The sequence below is a fragment of the Streptomyces sp. GESEQ-4 genome (genome assembly GCF_017948455.1).
Lineage (GTDB): Bacteria > Actinomycetota > Actinomycetes > Streptomycetales > Streptomycetaceae > Streptomyces.
On the sequence record NZ_JAFFSU010000041.1, the window covers coordinates 1 to 16,634 of the forward strand.

Consider the following 16,634-nt stretch of genomic DNA (forward strand, 5'->3'; position numbering starts at 1 on the left):
CCCCGTACCGATAACCGGTACGGGGGTTTTCTGCGTTCGGCTACGGTTGCAGGCATGAACTACAAGGTCCGTTCCATACGTGCCGACGAATGGCCCGCGGTGAAGGCCCTGCGGCTTCTCTCCCTGCAGGATCCCGTGGCGCATCTCGCCTTCCTGGAGACCTACGAGCAAGCCGTGGCGCATCCCGACTCCTTCTGGCAGGAGCGGGCCGCGTCGAGCGCCGAGGGAGCGTCGGGTGCGCAGCAGATCATTGCTGAGGGGCCGGATGGGGAGTGGGTGGGCACCCTGACCGTGCTGATCGAGGAGGCCGGGGTGATGGACTGGGCCGGGTTTCCCGTCGAGCGCAGGCAGGGGCATGTGGTCGCGGTGTTCGTGCGGGCCGACCACCGGGGCATCGGGCTGACTGAGGTGCTCTTCGACGCCGGCCTGGAGTGGGCGTGGGCGCGGGGTGCCGAGCGGGTGCGGCTCATCGTGCATGAGGACAATGAGCGGGCTCAGCGGCTGTACCGGAAGGTGGGGTTCGTCCCGACCGGGGTGATTGTGCCGCTGGGGCAGGGCAAAGCAGAGCGCGAGCTGGAGTTCGCGATCGAGCGTGAGTGATGTCAGACCGGGAGTTCGTCGTGCGGCCAGCGGGTGCGGGCCTGTTCCCGGGAGCGGAGCAGGGCCAGGGTGGGCAGGCCCCGGTCCGCTCCGGTGGCCAGTAGCTCCGGGAGCTGGGGGAGTGGAGCCACGGCGGCGACGTCGTCCAGGACGAGCGTCAGTGGTGGGTCGAGGCGACCGGAGGATGACCGTTCGGCCATGCGCCGGCCGCGCTCGACCACGCTGGAGACGAGGGCCGTCAGGAAGGGCATCGCGCCGGGACTGGTCCTGGGGTCCTCGATGGATTCACCCACCACATAAAGCGTGCCCCCTTCGTCGACGAAAGAATCCAGGGCGAGAGCGTCGCTTCGGTTGGGTGTGCAGGTCTCTCGCACGTTGATCGTGGAGAGGGCGGAGAGGGCTCTGGTGGTCAACTCCTGGGCCATGTCTCTGCGTTCGGGATATGCCGTGAGGGTTGACTCCAGTTCGCCGGCGGCTCCGGGGGCCGCCTTCGGGTTCGTACGGAGGGTTCGTACGGCGTCCTGGACTTGCATGCCCTGTGACCAGCGGTGGACGTGGCGGATGGTGCGGCCGTCGATGGCGGCGGCGTGCAGGTAGCTTCGCAGGAGCGTTTCGGCGGTGTCGGCCACGGCCTGGTCGATCTTCGCGGTCGGCCGGACCGGGCCGAGCAGGGCCGCGGCTCTCGCGACCGCCGTGGCCTTGTCCTCGCAGCCGGCCGTGGGTGACCAGTGGAGGCGGGCCGGGGTGTCGCAGAGGTGTGTGGGGTCGTAGAGGAGGACGGGGCCGAGCTTGGCTCGGGGGTCTTTTGTGTCCTGCCAGACGGAGGGGTTGGACGTGACGACCAAGGTGGGGCCTGTCGCGTCTCGTACGGCTTGGGTCGCGGTGGTCTGGCGGGTTTCCCTGGCGGCGATGACGATCTTTTCCCATCCGCCCACCTGTTCACCGTTGGCCGGGAAGGGGGCCGGTTCCACCGGTGGCGCCGTTTCCCGCGGCGCGACCGCCGGCTCGGGCAGCGACTTCGGCTCGGGCTCCGCGCGGGGCATCGGGACCTCCTGAACCACGGGTTCCGGTGCCGGTGCCCTCCGTTCCACTCGCCTGTTTGCGCGGACCACGCGCCATCTCGCCACCGTGCCCATCACGAACACCGTGAGGACGACCAGGATCATCAGCTGGCCGATGAACAGGCCCCAGAAGAGGCCGTAGCCGGAGAGTTGGGCGGCGGGGGTGTCGGGCCAGGCGCCGGTGATGTCGTGGGGGTGGGCGATGAGGTGGCGCATGGCGAGGGGGGTGCGGGTGAAGGTGACCGCTTCCGGCCAGGCGCCGTGCGAGAGCACTCCGGCCAGGCCCGCCGACGACCAGATCAGCAGGGTCATGCCGAGGAGGAACGCGAGTATGCCGATCAGCAGGCCGTCGGGGATGCCGCCCTGGGCGTCCTGGCGGCGGATGCGGTCGTCGTGTCTCATTTCACGCTCTTCTCACGCTCTTACGCCACCGTCGACTCCGAAGAGCCGTCCAGGTCACCCAGGTGTTGTTCCACGAAGGCCGCCGCCCGCTCCTCCGCCTCCAGCTCGGCGGCGCGCAGGGCGTCGTCCGTGAGGTCGGTGGAGGACTCGGTCATCGCGCGGTCGGTGAAGACGAGGGGGCGTTCGGTCTCGGTGACCAGGTGTTTGACGACCTGGACATTGCCGTTGACGTCCCACACCGCGATGCCTGGAGTGAGCGTCGGGATGATCTCGACGGCCCACCTCGGCAGACCCAGCACCCGGCCTGTCGCCCTCGCCTCGTCCGCCTTCTGGGCATAGATCGTCCGTGTCGACGCCATCTTCAGGATCGCCGCCGCCTCCTTCGCCGCCGCCCCGTCCACCACGTCGGAGAGGTGGTGGACCACGGCCACGAAGGACAGGCCGAGCCGTCGGCCGAACTTCAGCAGGCGCTGGAAGAGCTGGGCCACGAAGGGGCTGGCGATGATGTGCCAGGCCTCCTCGACCAGGAAGATGCGCTTCTTGCGGTCGGGGCGGATCCAGGTGTGTTCCAGCCAGACGCCGACGATCGCCATGAGGATCGGCATGGCGATGGAGTTGCGGTCGATGTGGGACAGGTCGAAGACGATGAGCGGGGCGTCCAGGTCGATGCCGACCGTCGTCGGGCCGTCGAACATGCCGCGCAGGTCACCGTCGACGAGACGGTCCAGCACCAGCGCCACGTCCAGGCCCCACGCCCGTACGTCGTCTATGTCGACGTTCATCGCCTCGGCCGACTCCGGCTCGGGGTGTCGTAGCTGCTCGACGATGTCGGTGAGGACGGGCTGGCGTTCGACGATCGTCTCGTTGACGTAGGCGTGGGCGACCTTGAGGGCGAAGCCGGCGCGTTCGTCCAGGCCGTGGCCCATCGCGACCTCGATGATCGTGCGCAGGAGCGCGAGCTGGCCCGTGGACGTGATCGCGGGGTCGAGCGGGTTGAGGCGGATCCCCATGTCCAGGGCGGCCATCGGGTCCAGGCGGATGGGAGTTATCCCCAGCTCCTGGGCGATCAGGTTCCATTCGCCGACGCCGTCCTCGCCCTGGGCGTCGAGGACGACGACCTGGCGGTCGCGGAAGCGCAGCTGTCGTAGGACGTAGGTCTTCTCCAGGGCCGACTTGCCGTTGCCGGACTCGCCGAGGACCAGCCAGTGGGGGGCGGGGAGCTGCTGGCCGTAGAGCTGGAAGGGGTCGTAGATGTAGCCCTTGCCGGAGTAGACCTCGCGGCCGATGATCACGCCGGAGTCGCCGAGGCCGGGGGCGGCGGTGGGGAGGTAGACGGCCTGGGCCTGGCCCGTGGAGGTGCGCACCGGGAGGCGGGTCGTCTCGACCTTGCCGAAGAGGAAGGACGTGAAGGCGTCGGTGAGGGCGGACAGCGGATCCCGCATCAGGTCCTACCTCCGGATGCCGGTGGCGAAGGGCAGTGTGTTGACGAAGGCGCGGTGGTGCTCGCGGTCGCACCACTCGATCTTCAGATACGACTTCCCGGCCGAGGCCCTTATGGTCCGCTTGTCGCGCGCCAGGGCTTCCGGGTTGCGGGAGGAGACGGTGATGTAGCCGACCAGGTTGACCCCGGCCGCGCCGCTCGCGAGGTCCTCTCCCCGTTGGTCGAGACGGTTGTGGGAGGCGATGTCGCGCGGGTCGACGGTGCGGTTCATCTTGGCCTGGCGGGAGGCCTCGGCCTCGTCGTTCGTCTTTTCGGTCAGCATGCGTTCAATGGCTACCTCGGTGGGCTCGAGGTCCATCGTCACGGCGACCGTTCGGATGACGTCCGGGGTGTGGACGAGGAGCGGGGCGAGGAAGTTGACGCCGACCGGGGTCATCGGCCACTCCTTCACCCAGGCCGTGGCGTGGCACCAGGGCGCGCGGGTGGAGGACTCGCGCGTCTTCGCCTGGAGGTACGTCGGCTCCATGGCGTCCAGCTCGGCCGGCCAGGCGTTGCGCTTCGTCATCGCCTGGATGTGGTCGATGGGGTGGTCCGGGTCGTACATGGAGTGGATGAGCGAGGCGAGACGGCCCTGGCCCAGCGGCTGTCGTACGCGGATGTCGGCTTCCTGGAGCCGGGAGCAGATGTCGGTCAGCTCACGGGCCATGACGACCGCGAGGCCCGCGTCCCGGTCCGCCTTGCCGCCGTGCGGGCGGGCCGCGCGGGCCATGGCGTTCGCCTCGGCGGCGAGTTCGCGGGAGTAGTGCATACAGGCGACGAGGTAGGCGCGGTGCTGCTCGCTGCTCGTCGACACCATCGACTGGAGCTGGTCGTACGACTGTGCCAGCCAGCCCGGTGCGCGGTCGTCGCCGCGTACGGCGACGTCTTTGGCGTGCGCGTCGGGGTCGGCGGGGAGGGTGCGGGCGAGCATCTGGAGGCGGGTGACGAATCCGTCGCCGTTCGCGACGTGCTTCAGCAGGGTGCCGAAGCGGTCGACGAGGGCTTCCTGGTCCTCGCTGTCGCGCAGGCCGACGCCGGGGCCCTCGATCTCGATGGCGGCGGTGACGGTCTTGCGGTCCGCGTGCAGCAGTACGGCGATCTCGTCGGGGCCGAACGGAGCGGCCAGCCAGGTGATACGGCCGATGCCCGGCGGCGGGCCCACCTCGATCTCACGGCCGTCGAGCCCGATGCCGGCCTCCATGACGTCGGAGCGGTAGACGGTGCCCTGCTTGAGGGTGCGCTTGTAGCTGCGGTTGATCTCGTACCACTTGTAGAACGTCCGGCGCTTGAACGGCACGTAGACCGCCGCCAGCGCGAGCAGGGGGAAGCCCATCAGCAGCACGATGCGCAGGGACAGGACGGGGACGAGGAGGCCGCACATCATGCCGAGGAACGCGCCCGCGATGATCAGCGCGATCTCACCGGTCTCACGATTCCGGCCGATGATCGCGTTCGGCCGGGCGCGGCCGATCAGATATGTACGGCGGGGCGTGACCGGATGGGACAAATGGGCCGTGTGGGAATCAGTCGTCAACGCCCTTCACCTCCCGTGCGGTTGCTACTGCTGTTGCGTGTGTTGCTGGCGTGAGGTGTGTTGACGTTGCTGCTCGAACGGGGGGCGGGTGCGGCGGAGGGGACGGATCCGCCGCCGTTCGAGTTGCGCGTGCTGTGTGCGGCGACGCCGCCGGAGGCGGGGTTCGCGGGGCGGGGTGTGCCGGCCTGGTTGCCGCCGCCGTTGTTGTCGGCCCTTGAGCTGTGCGTCTTGATGCCCTGTGCGACCAGGGTCGCCGGGGAGCTGATGACCGCGGCGGCCTTGCCTTCGGCGCCCTGCATGATGCGGTTGTTGCGGGAGCCGGCGATCTCGTCGCCGAAGCCGGGGACGAAGCGGTAGATCATCGCCGACGCGAAGATGGCCAGCAGGATGATGGCGAGGCCGGAGACGACGGCGGAGAAGGCGTCGGGGCCGTCGTCGGTGGACAGCGCGCCGGCGAGGCCGAGCACGATCACGATGACGGGCTTCACCAGGATCACCGCGATCATGATCCCGGCCCAGCGGCGGACGTGACCCCACAGGTTCTTGTCGACGAGGCCGGCGTAGACGACGGTGCCGAGGAGGGCGCCGACGTAGAGCAGGGCGGCTCTGATGACGAGCTCCAGCCATAGGACGCCGGCGGCGAGGATCGACACGAGCGAGACGACGATCAGCATGATCGGGCCGCCGCCGATGTCCTCGCCCTTCTCCAGGGCGCCGGAGAAGGTGCCGAAGAAGGTGTCCGTCTGGTTGCCGGTGGTCTTTGCGAGGACGTCGGTGACGCCGTCCGTCGCCGATACGACCGTGTAGAGGATCAGGGGCGTGAATGCGGACGCCAGCACGGTGAGCCAGAGGAAGCCGATGGCTTCGCCGATCGCCGTGGAGAGGGGCACGCCCCGCACGGCTCGCTTGGCCACGGCCAGCAGCCAGAGGAGCAGCGTGAGGATCGTCGACGCCGCGAAGACGACGGCGTACTGCTGGAGGAACTTGGCGTTGGTGAAGTCGACGTTCGCGGTGTCCTGTACGGCGTCACTGAGCTTGTTGACGGTCCAGGCGGCGGCGTCTGCGCAGCCCTTGGCGAGGGAGGAGAGGGGGTCGAGGGTGGAGGTGGGGTCGTTGAGGGTGGATCCGCCGCCGCCGCTTGCGCCGCCGGAGTCGCCTTCGCAGACTTCCCTGGCCTGGCCCGACAGGAGGTCGCAGTTGTTGGTGGACGGGGTGGGAGTCGGTGTGGGTGCTGCTGCGGCGCGGGTGGCCAGCAGTACGGCGGCGGTCTGTACGGCGGCGACTGCGGCGGCGACCTTCAGTGCGAGGCGCGGCTTACCGGGCATAGGTGAAGCCTCCGTACTCCTGGACGGCCTTGGCCATCTCGTCGGCGCTGGATGCCTTGTCGTCCCCGGGAACGGGCGTGGGCCCGTCCTTCTGGGAGAAGCTGTCGACCTTCCAGTCACCGTCCGCCCAGCGCAGCTGGAGCGTCATGGTGAACCAGTCGCTGGTGACCGGGGTGGTCGAGCGTTCCCCTGCGGTGCCGTATACGCCCGTGCACCAGACCTCCACGGTGGCCGTGGTGTCCGCGTAGCTCGTGACCTTGGTGCCGATCGGCATGGTGCGCGAGACGTAGGTGTTGCCTTGGCTCGGGTCGCCGTTCTCGTCCAGACCGACGTTCTTGAGGAACTCCTGGGAGTACGCCCTGTTGAACTTGTCCGTCAGCGTGGCCTGCTGGTCGGCGACGAACACCTGCTGGACGATCTCAGCGCGGCGGGCGGGCTTGAGGATGTCGGCCGAGACCAGCGTCACCGCATAGTTGGCCGCCGCACTCTCCACTCCCTGCTGATCCTGCGCGAACCCCGACGGAATCCCGCCCGCCTTCGTCTGGACCGGGCGTTCCCCGCTCGCCGCCGTGCTCCCCGCCTCCGGCTTGTCCGCGCTTGCTCCGCTGCCCGTTGGGGAATCGTCGCCTCCGCGGTTGGCGAAGGCGATGGCGGCGATGAGGAGGACTACGACGCCGACGACCGTGATCAGGCTCCGGGAGGAGGAGCGGGGGCCGCGTCTTGCGCCGCCGTAGACGTCGCCGGTGCCGTCGCCTTCGGGCAGGCGGGTGCGGGTGTGCCCCGTGCCGCCGTAACCCCCGGAGGGCTCGTGCTCGTCCCCGAGACTCATGCGCCGTACGCCCCCTCGATGTCGTAGCGGACCGCGTAGATGTACGACGGTAGCCGTGCTGGTTCCCGCACGGGCGCGGTGTGGTGACTCGACATCAGGGACATCAGGGGAACGCAACCTCAGCCGGGGGCACGACGGGCGGGTGGGGTAGGGGAGAGGGGAACCGGACCGGCGCCCGGAGGGCAGGGCGCTAGACGGCCATGCCGTACACGATGGTGAAGAGGGTGCCGAGTGAGCCGATGATGAAGACTCCGGTGAGGCCGGCGACGATGAGGCCCTTGCCCTGTTCCGCGCTGAAGGTGTCGCGCAGCGCTGTCGCGCCGATGCGCTGCTTCGCGGCGCCCCAGATGGCGATGCCGAGGCAGAGCAGGATGGCGACCGCCATGACGACCTGGATCATCGTCTTCGCTTCGGCCCCCAGTGCCCCGAAGGGGCCCCAGTCCGGAGCGATCCCGCCGATGATGGTGTTGATGTCTCCCTTGTCGGCCGCAAAGAGCATGTAAGTCACCGCCCCTGTTGGGTAGTTCCGCATCCCCTGCGGGTGCGCAGAGGTCAGGTCTCATTCTCGCCGACAATTCCGCTGTCGTATGTCGACTTGGCGCCATTGATGGGCGGGATTCGTACGAATAGCTCGTACGGTCACTCTGTGTATCACGGCGGGTTACGCCGGGCAATGAGGCCTGAGCGGAACCTTCGTGTGGCTCCGTCGTTGACCTCCGGATGAAGGCTATCCTCCGCCGGCCCGGGTGTACGAACGGGCCGTGGCTCAGCAGCCGTGGCCTGCCGGTGAGGTGACGTGCCGTCAGCGGGGCTTGAGGCCGTGCAGCATGTGGTGGACCAGCTCGTCGACGCCCTCGAGGGCGGCCTCCGGGGTGAGCATGCAGGCGGCCGTCATCGAGGCGAGTCCGTGGAGTGCGGCGCCGGTGAAGAGCGTGAGGTGCTCGGGGTCCGCCTCGATGATCTCGCCGCGCTGCTGGGCGTCGGCGAGGACGCGGGCCAGCGCGCCGATCGTGCGGTCGACGCCGGCCGCCATCTGCTCGGCGGCGTCGGGCTCGTGCTTACGGGCGTACATCAGCTCCAGCAGGGCGGCGTTGTCGATGGAGAACTGGAGATAGGCGCGGGCGAGTTCGGTGAGCCGGGACTCGAGCGGCAACTCGGGGTCGTCGGCGGTGTTCAGGGCCTGGGCGAGCCGCTCGTATCCGCTGAGTGCGAGGGCGTTGAGCAGGGCCTGCTTGTCCTTGAAGTGCCGGCCGGGGGCGGCGTGGCTGACGCCGATCTCGCGGGCCAGTTCCCGCAGGGACAGCTCGGCGACGCCCTTCTCCCGCAGAGTGCGCTCGGCGGTGGCGAGCAGGGCGGAGCGGAGGTCTCCGTGGTGGTAAGGGCGGCTGGCTGCGGGCATGGGGCTCATCGTAACTCGATGTAGGCGACGTCAGCTTTGTTGTCATTGACAGCATTGTAGGCGGCGCCTACATTTGTAGTCATGGCTGAGACAACGAGCAAGCAGACTCACAAGTGGGATGCCTCGCGCCTTCCCGACCTCACCGGCCGCACCGTCCTCGTCACCGGCGCCAACAGCGGCATCGGGCTGACCGCGGCGGACGCGCTGGCCCGCGTGGGGGCGCATGTGGTGTTCGCCGTACGGGATCTGGAGCGCGGGCGGGCGGCAGCGGCGACCGTGTCCGGGAGTACGGAGGTGCGGCGGCTGGACCTGGCCGATCTGCGGTCCGTGCGTGACTTCGCGGACGGATGGCGCGACCCGATCCACGTCCTGATCAACAACGCGGGCGTGATGATGCTGCCGCGGCAGCAGACCCGGGACGGCTTCGAGATGCAGTTCGGCACGAACCATCTAGGCCACTTCGCACTGACGAACCTGCTGCTGCCGTACGTCCAGGACCGCGTGGTGACGCTGTCGTCGGGCGCGCACCGCTGGGGAGCGGTGACCATCGCCTTCGACGACCTGAATCTGACGGCCGGATACACGCCGCGCCGGGCCTACGCCCAGTCCAAGCTGGCGAACCTGCTCTTCACGCTGGAACTGCAGCGCCGGCTGACGGAGTCGGGCTCGTCGGTACGGGCGTACGCGGCCCACCCCGGGTACGCGGCGACCAACCTCCAGAGCCACGCGGCGAACCCGGTCGCCCGCGCCGGGATGGCGTTGGGCAACAGGTTCTTCGCCCAGGACGACCGCGCGGGCGCCCTGCCCACGCTGTACGCGGCGACGCAGGATCTGCCGGGTGCGAGCTACGTCGGACCGGACGGGCTGGGCGAGATGCGCGGGGCGCCGACGCTGGTGGGCCGTACGCAGGCGGCGAGCGATCCGGCGGTGGCCCGCCGCCTGTGGACGGTGTCGGAGGAACTGACCGGAGTGACCTGGCCGTTGAAGCAGCCGGCCGCTCAGCGGTAGAAGACCGACCGCTACGCCGTCAGCCCTCCGGCTGCGTCACGGTCAGCGCCCACCGAAGGGTGTCCGTCGAGGCATCCACACCCACGCCGAAAGACCCGGCGACCACGCCTGCGGGCAGGGTCACCGAACCCACCCCCGCCGTCCCGGCAGGACAGTCGACCGAGAACGCGGCGACCTGCACCTCCTGCGACTCCATCGTCACCCGCACGCTGCCGCCGCCCTCGCAGGCCACCGTGAGCACGGTCGGCAGCCCTTGCCACGCGCCCGCCGACACGACACCGCCGTCCCCCGTCCGCTCGTCCACCCAGACCAGGCCCTCCGGCCCGGGATGGGGCAGCAGGCCATCGCTCGACGCGGCGGCCGGACCCGCCGCCACCCCTGTCAGCCCGCAGGCCAGCAGTGCCGTCACGGCCAGCGCACGACTCGTCCGTCTCAACTTCGCTCCCCTGTCGATGTGTTGCGGAACCCACAGTGTGCCGGGGCGCGTGGTGTCGTACATGAGTATTGGTGCTCAAGGGAGGTGGTCGGTCCATGGCAGTGTCGGTGCCGAGTCTGCTCGGGGTCTTCGCTCATCCGGACGACGAGTCGCTGTTCTCCGGTGGAGTGCTCGCCCGGCATGCCGCCGCGGGCGCCCGGACCGCCGTCGTGACGGCGACCTGGACCGAGGGCACCCGGCGTGGTGCGGAACTCGCGGAGGCGCTGGGGATCCTGGGTGCCGGTGGGCCGCGGATGCTCGGCTATGCCGATGCACGGGTGCCGGAGTCCGCTCCTGGCCGGGCGCGGTTGTGCGATGCGCCGCTCGACGAGGCGGTCGGGCGGCTGGTGGCCCATGTCCGGCAGTTCCACCCGGAGATCGTGGTCACCCACGATGCGTACGGCGGGGTGACCGGCCACCCGGACCATGTGCACACCCACCGGGTGACCACGCTCGCGGTCCAGGCGGCCGGGCTGGAGCGGCTCTACCCGGAGGCCGGTGAGCCCTGGCGGCCGAGCGCGCTCTACCTGGCGACGCACCCGGACTCGGCGGTCGAGGCGCTTAGCGAGTTCGCGCATGTGGGCAAGGCCATGAGAACCGTCCCCGACGAGCTGATCACCGCGACTGTCGATGTGAGCCCCTGGCTGGAGCGGAAGTGGGCCGCCGTGCTGGCTCATCGCAGTGAGGTGGAGCGGGGCGCCGCGCCGGGCCTGCTCGCCGGTTTCCCCGCGGCCGTCCGGGAACGGTTCCTGTCCACCGAGTGGTACATCCGCCACGACACCGTCTCCAGCGCGTCGGCCCAGACGGAGCTGACGGCTTGAGGACGGGTGGCCCAGCTGGTTACTTGCTCACCCCGCTCTCCAGCCTCCGCTTCAGGTTCCGGTAGCTGATCGGCGTCCCCTTCGCGGCCTGCCTCCGCACCAGCGGCAGCAGCGGTACGCCGATGCCGTGCGGCTCGAAGTCGAGGGCGAAGGTGACGCGGGAGGCGGTGCCGTCGGCGGCCGGCTCCACGGTGATGGTCATCGACGGGCGGAGCGGTCCGTCCAGGCCACGGACGCTCCATTGGGCCGGCGGCCGGGACTCGGTGACCTCCTGCGTGTACGTCCGCTCGCGGGGCCCGATGCGCCGGGTCGTGGTGAACCGGCCAGGCGCCTGCTCCTGTACGCGTACGACGTCGCTCTGCCATTCGGCGAAGTGGGCCGGGTCGGTGACGTACGCGAAGACCTCGGCCGGTGGACGGGCGATCTCGATGGTGGATACGAGGGGTGGCATGATGCGTCCTCCTCACGTGCTCATGTCGGCTGGGGTTGTGCTGTCCCCCGTCTCCATGACGGATCCCGGACGACGTGTGTGACCGCCGGTCCCCAGCTCAGCTCGCGAACATTCCGGCTGTCGCGTTGACCCACGTGCCCGTGATGGCGGCAGCGGCGTCGGAGGCGAGGAACGTCGCCAGGGCGGCGATGTCCGAGATCCGGGGCGAGCGCTTCGTCATCCGGAGGCTGTCCAGGTGGGAGCGGATGCCGTCCACCGCGGCCTCGTCCATGGCCGGGGCGCCCGCCGCGGTGAGTTTCTCGGGGGTCAGGCTGTCGGTGACGCCCGCCGTCCAGATTCCGCAGACACGGACGCCGGCCGGGCCGACCTCCTGGGCGAGCTGGCGGATCAGCGCGTCGATCGCGCCGTCGGCCGCGGCGGTGCCGCCCATCATCGGGCTGCCGTTGGCGGACCCGCTGTCCAGGGAGAGGATCACGCCCGAGCCCTGTGCGGCCATCCGGCGTGCCGCGGCCCGCGCGGTGATGAACTGGCAGGTGATGCCCTGTGTCACCGGACGCGTGTAGTCCTCGACCGACATATCGGTCAGCGGTACGCCCTGGAAGTCGCCCCGCGGCACCAGGTTGACGGAGATGTCGATCCGCCCCGCCCGCTCGACGACCGACGTCGCATGGGACTCGACGGCGTCCTCGTCCCGCGCGTCGAGCACGTCGTACTCCGCACCGGCCTCGGCGGCGGCCTTCCGCAGCGTGTCCTCCGTACGGCCCACGAGGAACACCCGCGCCCCCGCCTGTACGTACGCCTTCGCGACGCCCGCGCCGAGGGAACCGGCTCCGCCGTAGACCACCGCGACCTTGTTCTTCAGCATGGTTCTTCGCCTCCGTGACTGGGGGCGCCCCGTGCGCCCGTCACTCCGTGGGACGTGCGGGCCGGGGAAACTCATCGCGGCGGCGCGACATCTGCAGAGGTGATCAGAGCGTCATCGGCAGTCCGAACGCGGGGAACAGATGCGGTTCGAAGGTGGTGATCTGGGCGATACGACCGTCCGCGACCCGGAGTACGTCGATGAGCTGCGCCCGGAACACGCTGGTCCCGGGCCGTTGCAGATAGCCGGCGACGGCCAACTGGCCGTTGGCCCGCACCGGCAGGACCCGCCAATGCCCGGCGAACATCGGCGACGCGGGGTCGAGGTTCGGCCGTACGAAGGCGAACATGGCGTCCCGCGAGGTGAACCAGAACGGGTTCGGCGGCATGGTGAGCACGATGTCCTCGCGTACCAGCTCGACCATGGCGTCGATGTCGGTCCGGGCGAACGCGTCCAGGTAGCGCTGGAGCAGTGCCAGGTCCTCGGCGCCGGGAGCGGGGGCTGACCAGTCCTCGCGCCGCCCCGGCAACGCCTGCCGCAGTGTCGAACGGCCGCGCTGGACTGCGCTGTTGGCGGAGGGAACGCTCGTGTCCAGCAGTTCGGCGGTCTCCTGGGCCGACCATCCGGCGACGTCGCGCAGGATCACCGCGGCCCGTTGGCGGGGCGGGAGCTGCTGGATGGCGGTGAGAAAGACCAGTTCGAGCGTCTCGCTCGCCACGGCCTGCTCGTCGGGCTCGTGCTGCGGCGCGGGGGCCTCGGGCAGCTGATCGTCCGGGAACGGCTGCAGCCACGGGAGCCGTGGGGGTGGCGGGCCGTCTCCGGAGTCCATGCCGGGTACGGGTTCGTACGGGGTCGGGCGCCGGTTCTGCTTGCGCAGGAAATCGAGGCAGGCGTTGGTGGCGATCTTGTACAGCCAGGCGCGCGGGTTGTCGACGCCGTCCAGCGTCTCGCGGGCCCGCCAGGCCCGTAGGAACGTCTCCTGCGTGAGGTCCTCGGCCTCGTCGTACGAGCCGAGCAGGCGGTAACAGTGGACGCGGAGTTCGCGGTGGTGGGCCTCGATGAGGGCCGTGAGGGTGTCGTCCTCGCCGGAATTCGTCACGTCGGTGGGTGTGACGTTTTCGACCGCCTCGCCGGCCTCTCGTCTCTCGCGTGCGAGACGCCGCAGCTGGGCGAAGCGGGGTGACAGGGCCTCTACGTCGGCCTGGAACGCGAGTGCGGGTTCCAGGCGTAGCCGGGTCAGCCGTTCCCCGATGTCCGACACCAGCTCCTGCGCGGGAACACCGGCCGGCCGCCGCCGCTCGCGGTAGGCCCGCTGCCGGCACGCCTGCGAGCAGTACGACGCGGTCCGCCCCGGGCCGCCGGTGCTGTCGATCGTCCGCCCGCAGGCTTGGCAGCGCGCCGCCATCCGTCTACGCGTCTTCTACGAAGTGGTCGAACTCGCCCGCCTGTACGCCGAGTACGAAGGCGTCCCACTTTCGGCGGTTGGTGGTGACCACGTTGTCCGGGGCGCTGGTCTCACGGAGGTAGACGGGCGCGTCACCGTCGTCGCCCTCGCCGAAGGCGATCTCGATCCAGGGTCCGGGGCCGGTGGCGTCGGGCGGGGCGGCGCGTTCCCAGGTGAGGTTCGGGGGGATGTCAGACACGGGCGGTTTCCTTCTTGAGTACGAGGAGAAGGGCGCCGAAGGCGGTGGGGGTGGCCGTGAGTATCGCGCGGGTGGGGTCGCTGCTTTCGGTGAGGTGGATCGTTTCGGTGGCGGTGGCGGTGGCGGTGGCGGTGGCGGTGGCGGTGGCGGTGGCGGTGGCGACGTGGAGGCAGGAGGCGCCCTCGGAGCAGTACGACGACTTCTGCCAGCGCGGGTTCATGGGCATGTCCTTCACAGCTCTCGCATCACGTTGTGGACAAGGTCCTGGGTCTTCTCCGGGCCGAGCGCGACAGCCTCGATCCGGTCGAACAGCGTGCGGTACTTGTGCAACTGTGCCTCGGCGTCGAGGAAGGCGAGGCCGTGGGCCTGGTCGAGATAGACGGTGTCCAACTGCGGTACCGGGCCGCGCGCGTAGTGGATCGACTGGCCGGATCCCGGGAAGGCACCGGCGTCGAAGGTGACGGCGCGCAGGGTCACGTGGTCCCGGTCATTCATGTCGAGCAGGTGCTGCAACTGTTGGCGGGCAACCGTGGAGCCGCCGACCTTCATGCGCAGAGCGGCCTCGTGGATGATCGCCTCGTACGGTGTCGGTTCTTCCTCGCGGAAGAGGATCGCCTGGCGCTTGATGCGGAACGACAGGCGGTGCTCGATGTCGGGCGGGGAGAGTTCGGTAACCGCCTGACGGAAGATCTCGAGGGCGTACTCGCGTGTCTGGAGCAGTCCGGGAACGCGGGCCGTGGTGAAGTCGCGCAACGACCGGGCGTGGTGCTCCAGTTCGGCCAGATCGAGGAGCGGCCGGGAGAGCTGCTCGCGGTACTCCTCCCACCAGCCGCGTTTCCGGTCGCCGGTCATTCCGGCGATCGCCTCGACGAGGGCCTTGTCCGGGCAGTCGTAGTGGCAGGCCAGTGTGCGTACGCGCTCGGCGCTCACACCGAGTCGGCCGGTCTCCATGTTGCTGACCTGCGCCTGCTTCATGCCGAGCAACTCCGCCGCCTGCGTTGAGGTCAGGCCCGCGCGCTCGCGCAGCTTGCGCAGCTCGGCGCCAAGCCGGAGTTGACGTCCCGTCGGGTTGGTCCTCACGGGCATCCCCGTCTCTCCCTGCGCACTGCCGTCACCTACACGGGTGAATGCTTTTAGTATCCCCGGGTTTCGGAGAAGAATATATCCGGAGCCCGCTACCTTCGTAGTGAGGCCCCAACTCCCCTCAGTGATCGGAGACTTCCATGTCCACCGTATCCCCGCCCTGGACCTACACCCTCCACCTCCCGCACGATCCCCGCGCCCCCCGTATCGCCCGCGCCACCCTCCGTACCGTCCTCGCCGCCCATGGGCTCACCCATGTCATCCCCACCGCCGAACTCATGGCCTCCGAACTCCTCACCAACGCCCACCTCCACACCACCGGCCCCTACGCCCTCCGCGTCCGCCCCATGGAATCCGACCGCCTCCGGGTCGCCGTATGGGACACCGACCCCCGCGTCCCGCCCGGCTTCACCACTGACGGCGCCACCGTCGCCGTACCGCCGGACGACGCCGAATCCGGACGCGGCCTGCATCTCGTACGCGCGTGTGCCGACTCGGTCGGCGCGTCCGTGTTGCGAGAGCTGGGCGCCTCCAAGGGCGGGAAGCTGCTGTGGGCCGAGTGTCAGTGGGGTGACCTAACGTAGTGGGACGTCCTTCGGGGCAGTCTCTACACTGACGTGGGCGCAATCCCGGGCGGCGAGGGGCGGTTGACGGTGCGTAAGGCATGGATCGTGGCGGGTGCCGCGCTCGCGGCGGGGCTCAGCTTCGTCATGCTGCTCGTCGTGGGTGTCTACATCGTCGCCGGGAACCTTGCCAACGGGGTCGGTGGCGGCGCGAAGACCCTCGCCAAGGGGGCTGTGCCCGCCGCCTATCAGCCGCTCGTGCAGAAGTACGGCAACATGTGCCCCGCGATCAACCCGGCGCTGCTCGCCGCCCAGCTGTACCAGGAGAGCGGGTTCAATCCGAAGGCGCAGAGCCATGCGGCGGCGCAGGGGATAGCGCAGTTCATCCCCGGGACCTGGGCCACGCACGGCGTCGACGGGGACGGGGACGGGGACCGGGATGTGTGGGATCCGAACGACGCGATTCCGTCGGCTGCCAGGTACGACTGCTCGCTCGCGAAGTATGTGAAGGACGTGCCGGGCGACCCGACGAAGAACATGCTCGCCGCCTACAACGCGGGCGCGTACGCGGTCATCAAGTACGGGGGTGTGCCGCCGTACGCGGAGACCCAGAACTACGTGAAGACCATCACGACGCTCGAGGAGAGCTTCGCGGCGCCCGTCTCCCGGGTGGACCCCTCCAAGCAGGCCGCCGGCGCCATCCACTACGCCCAGAACAAGCTCGGCACGCCCTATCTGTGGGGCGGCAACGGGACCGCCGACCAGGGAGGGCGGTTCGACTGCTCCGGGCTGACCAAAGCGGCGTACGAGAATGTCGGGATCACGCTGCCCCGGGTCGCCAACGATCAGTACAACGCCGGGCCGCATCCCGCGCGGGCGGAGCTGCTCCCCGGGGACCTGGTGTTCTTCTCGGACGACCTCACCAATTCCCGGGCCATCCGGCACGTCGGGATCTATGTCGGCGGTGGGTACATGATCAACGCGCCCCGGCCGGGGGCCGTGATCCGGTTCGACCCGATCGACACCCCTGACTACTTCGGGGCGACGCGGGTCACCGAGGACGGCGGGAAGGCGCTGGCGCTGACGGGGCAGGGATGA

The 16,634-nt window shown here is 69.7% G+C and carries 19 protein-coding genes; 5 read left to right on the plus strand and 14 right to left on the minus strand.

Going from position 1 to position 16,634, the window contains the following annotated elements; genetic code table 11:
• Nucleotides 1-54: 54 nt before the first annotated feature.
• Nucleotides 55-600 (plus strand): GNAT family N-acetyltransferase, encoded by a 546-nt coding sequence (locus KCH48_RS39790; protein ID WP_210582513.1) that lies wholly within the window; start codon nucleotides 55-57, stop codon nucleotides 598-600.
• A gap of 2 nt (nucleotides 601-602) precedes the next feature.
• Here KCH48_RS39790 and KCH48_RS39795 read toward each other — a convergent pair whose 3' ends face one another.
• From KCH48_RS39795 to KCH48_RS39825, 7 genes are all read right to left on the minus strand, one after another.
• The gene (locus tag KCH48_RS39795; protein WP_210582514.1) at nucleotides 603-2,063 is read right to left on the minus strand and encodes a TraM recognition domain-containing protein; all 1,461 of its coding nucleotides are present in this window, start codon (nucleotides 2,061-2,063) and stop codon (nucleotides 603-605) included.
• A gap of 20 nt (nucleotides 2,064-2,083) precedes the next feature.
• A complete protein-coding gene (locus tag KCH48_RS39800; RefSeq protein ID WP_210582515.1) occupies nucleotides 2,084-3,505 on the minus strand; it encodes an ATP-binding protein in 1,422 nt (473 codons plus the stop codon).
• Between the two features lie 6 nt (nucleotides 3,506-3,511).
• Nucleotides 3,512-5,077, minus strand: a complete 1,566-nt coding sequence (locus tag KCH48_RS39805; RefSeq protein WP_210582516.1) for an SCO6880 family protein — start codon at nucleotides 5,075-5,077, stop codon at nucleotides 3,512-3,514.
• Nucleotides 5,074-6,402, minus strand: coding sequence for a hypothetical protein (locus KCH48_RS39810; RefSeq protein WP_210582517.1), 1,329 nt, complete (start codon nucleotides 6,400-6,402; stop codon nucleotides 5,074-5,076). The genes KCH48_RS39805 and KCH48_RS39810 overlap by 4 nt, the downstream gene beginning before the upstream one ends.
• A complete protein-coding gene (locus KCH48_RS39815; RefSeq protein WP_210582518.1) occupies nucleotides 6,392-7,231 on the minus strand; it encodes a hypothetical protein in 840 nt (279 codons plus the stop codon). The genes KCH48_RS39810 and KCH48_RS39815 overlap by 11 nt, the downstream gene beginning before the upstream one ends.
• Before the next feature lie 190 nt (nucleotides 7,232-7,421).
• Nucleotides 7,422-7,730 (minus strand): hypothetical protein, encoded by a 309-nt coding sequence (locus KCH48_RS39820; protein WP_210582519.1) that lies wholly within the window; start codon nucleotides 7,728-7,730, stop codon nucleotides 7,422-7,424.
• A 303-nt stretch (nucleotides 7,731-8,033) separates the two neighbouring features.
• Nucleotides 8,034-8,639 carry a TetR/AcrR family transcriptional regulator gene (locus tag KCH48_RS39825; protein ID WP_210582520.1) on the minus strand — a complete coding sequence of 202 codons (606 nt, stop codon included), beginning with the start codon at nucleotides 8,637-8,639 and terminating at the stop codon, nucleotides 8,034-8,036.
• Between the two features lie 72 nt (nucleotides 8,640-8,711).
• On the opposite strand from KCH48_RS39825, the gene KCH48_RS39830 reads away from it, so the two are divergent.
• On the plus strand, nucleotides 8,712-9,638 hold the full coding sequence (locus tag KCH48_RS39830) for an oxidoreductase (RefSeq protein ID WP_210582521.1): 927 nt from the start codon (nucleotides 8,712-8,714) through the stop codon (nucleotides 9,636-9,638).
• Between the two features lie 19 nt (nucleotides 9,639-9,657).
• Here the strand turns inward: KCH48_RS39830 and KCH48_RS39835 are convergent, their stop codons facing one another.
• On the minus strand, nucleotides 9,658-10,074 hold the full coding sequence (locus tag KCH48_RS39835; protein ID WP_246886627.1) for a hypothetical protein: 417 nt from the start codon (nucleotides 10,072-10,074) through the stop codon (nucleotides 9,658-9,660).
• Between the two features lie 101 nt (nucleotides 10,075-10,175).
• Here KCH48_RS39835 and KCH48_RS39840 point away from each other — a divergent pair, with 101 nt between their 5' ends.
• A complete protein-coding gene (locus KCH48_RS39840) occupies nucleotides 10,176-10,934 on the plus strand; it encodes a PIG-L deacetylase family protein (RefSeq protein WP_210582556.1) in 759 nt (252 codons plus the stop codon).
• Between the two features lie 19 nt (nucleotides 10,935-10,953).
• On the opposite strand, the gene KCH48_RS39845 is transcribed toward KCH48_RS39840, so the two are convergent.
• The 6 genes from KCH48_RS39845 to KCH48_RS39870 all read right to left on the minus strand — a co-directional run bounded on the left by KCH48_RS39845 (nucleotide 10,954) and on the right by KCH48_RS39870 (nucleotide 14,976).
• Entirely contained in the window at nucleotides 10,954-11,385 is a 432-nt protein-coding gene (locus KCH48_RS39845) for an SRPBCC family protein (RefSeq protein ID WP_210582522.1), read from the minus strand.
• Between the two features lie 97 nt (nucleotides 11,386-11,482).
• Complete coding sequence (locus KCH48_RS39850) at nucleotides 11,483-12,250, minus strand: SDR family NAD(P)-dependent oxidoreductase (protein WP_210582523.1); 768 nt, start codon at nucleotides 12,248-12,250, stop codon at nucleotides 11,483-11,485.
• Between the two features lie 103 nt (nucleotides 12,251-12,353).
• Nucleotides 12,354-13,652, minus strand: coding sequence for an RNA polymerase subunit sigma-70 (locus KCH48_RS39855; RefSeq protein WP_210582524.1), 1,299 nt, complete (start codon nucleotides 13,650-13,652; stop codon nucleotides 12,354-12,356).
• A 4-nt stretch (nucleotides 13,653-13,656) separates the two neighbouring features.
• Nucleotides 13,657-13,890, minus strand: a complete 234-nt coding sequence (locus KCH48_RS39860) for a DUF397 domain-containing protein (RefSeq protein ID WP_210582525.1) — start codon at nucleotides 13,888-13,890, stop codon at nucleotides 13,657-13,659.
• Nucleotides 13,883-14,110, minus strand: coding sequence for a DUF397 domain-containing protein (locus KCH48_RS39865; protein WP_210582526.1), 228 nt, complete (start codon nucleotides 14,108-14,110; stop codon nucleotides 13,883-13,885). The genes KCH48_RS39860 and KCH48_RS39865 overlap by 8 nt, the downstream gene beginning before the upstream one ends.
• A gap of 11 nt (nucleotides 14,111-14,121) precedes the next feature.
• Nucleotides 14,122-14,976 (minus strand): helix-turn-helix transcriptional regulator, encoded by an 855-nt coding sequence (locus KCH48_RS39870; protein WP_210582527.1) that lies wholly within the window; start codon nucleotides 14,974-14,976, stop codon nucleotides 14,122-14,124.
• Nucleotides 14,977-15,113: 137 nt separating this feature from the next.
• Here KCH48_RS39870 and KCH48_RS39875 point away from each other — a divergent pair, with 137 nt between their 5' ends.
• Nucleotides 15,114-15,557, plus strand: a complete 444-nt coding sequence (locus KCH48_RS39875) for an ATP-binding protein (protein WP_210582528.1) — start codon at nucleotides 15,114-15,116, stop codon at nucleotides 15,555-15,557.
• 63 nt (nucleotides 15,558-15,620) lie between these two features.
• Nucleotides 15,621-16,634: a bifunctional lytic transglycosylase/C40 family peptidase gene (locus KCH48_RS39880; RefSeq protein WP_246886632.1), complete on the plus strand. Its 1,014-nt coding sequence runs from the start codon at nucleotides 15,621-15,623 to the stop codon at nucleotides 16,632-16,634.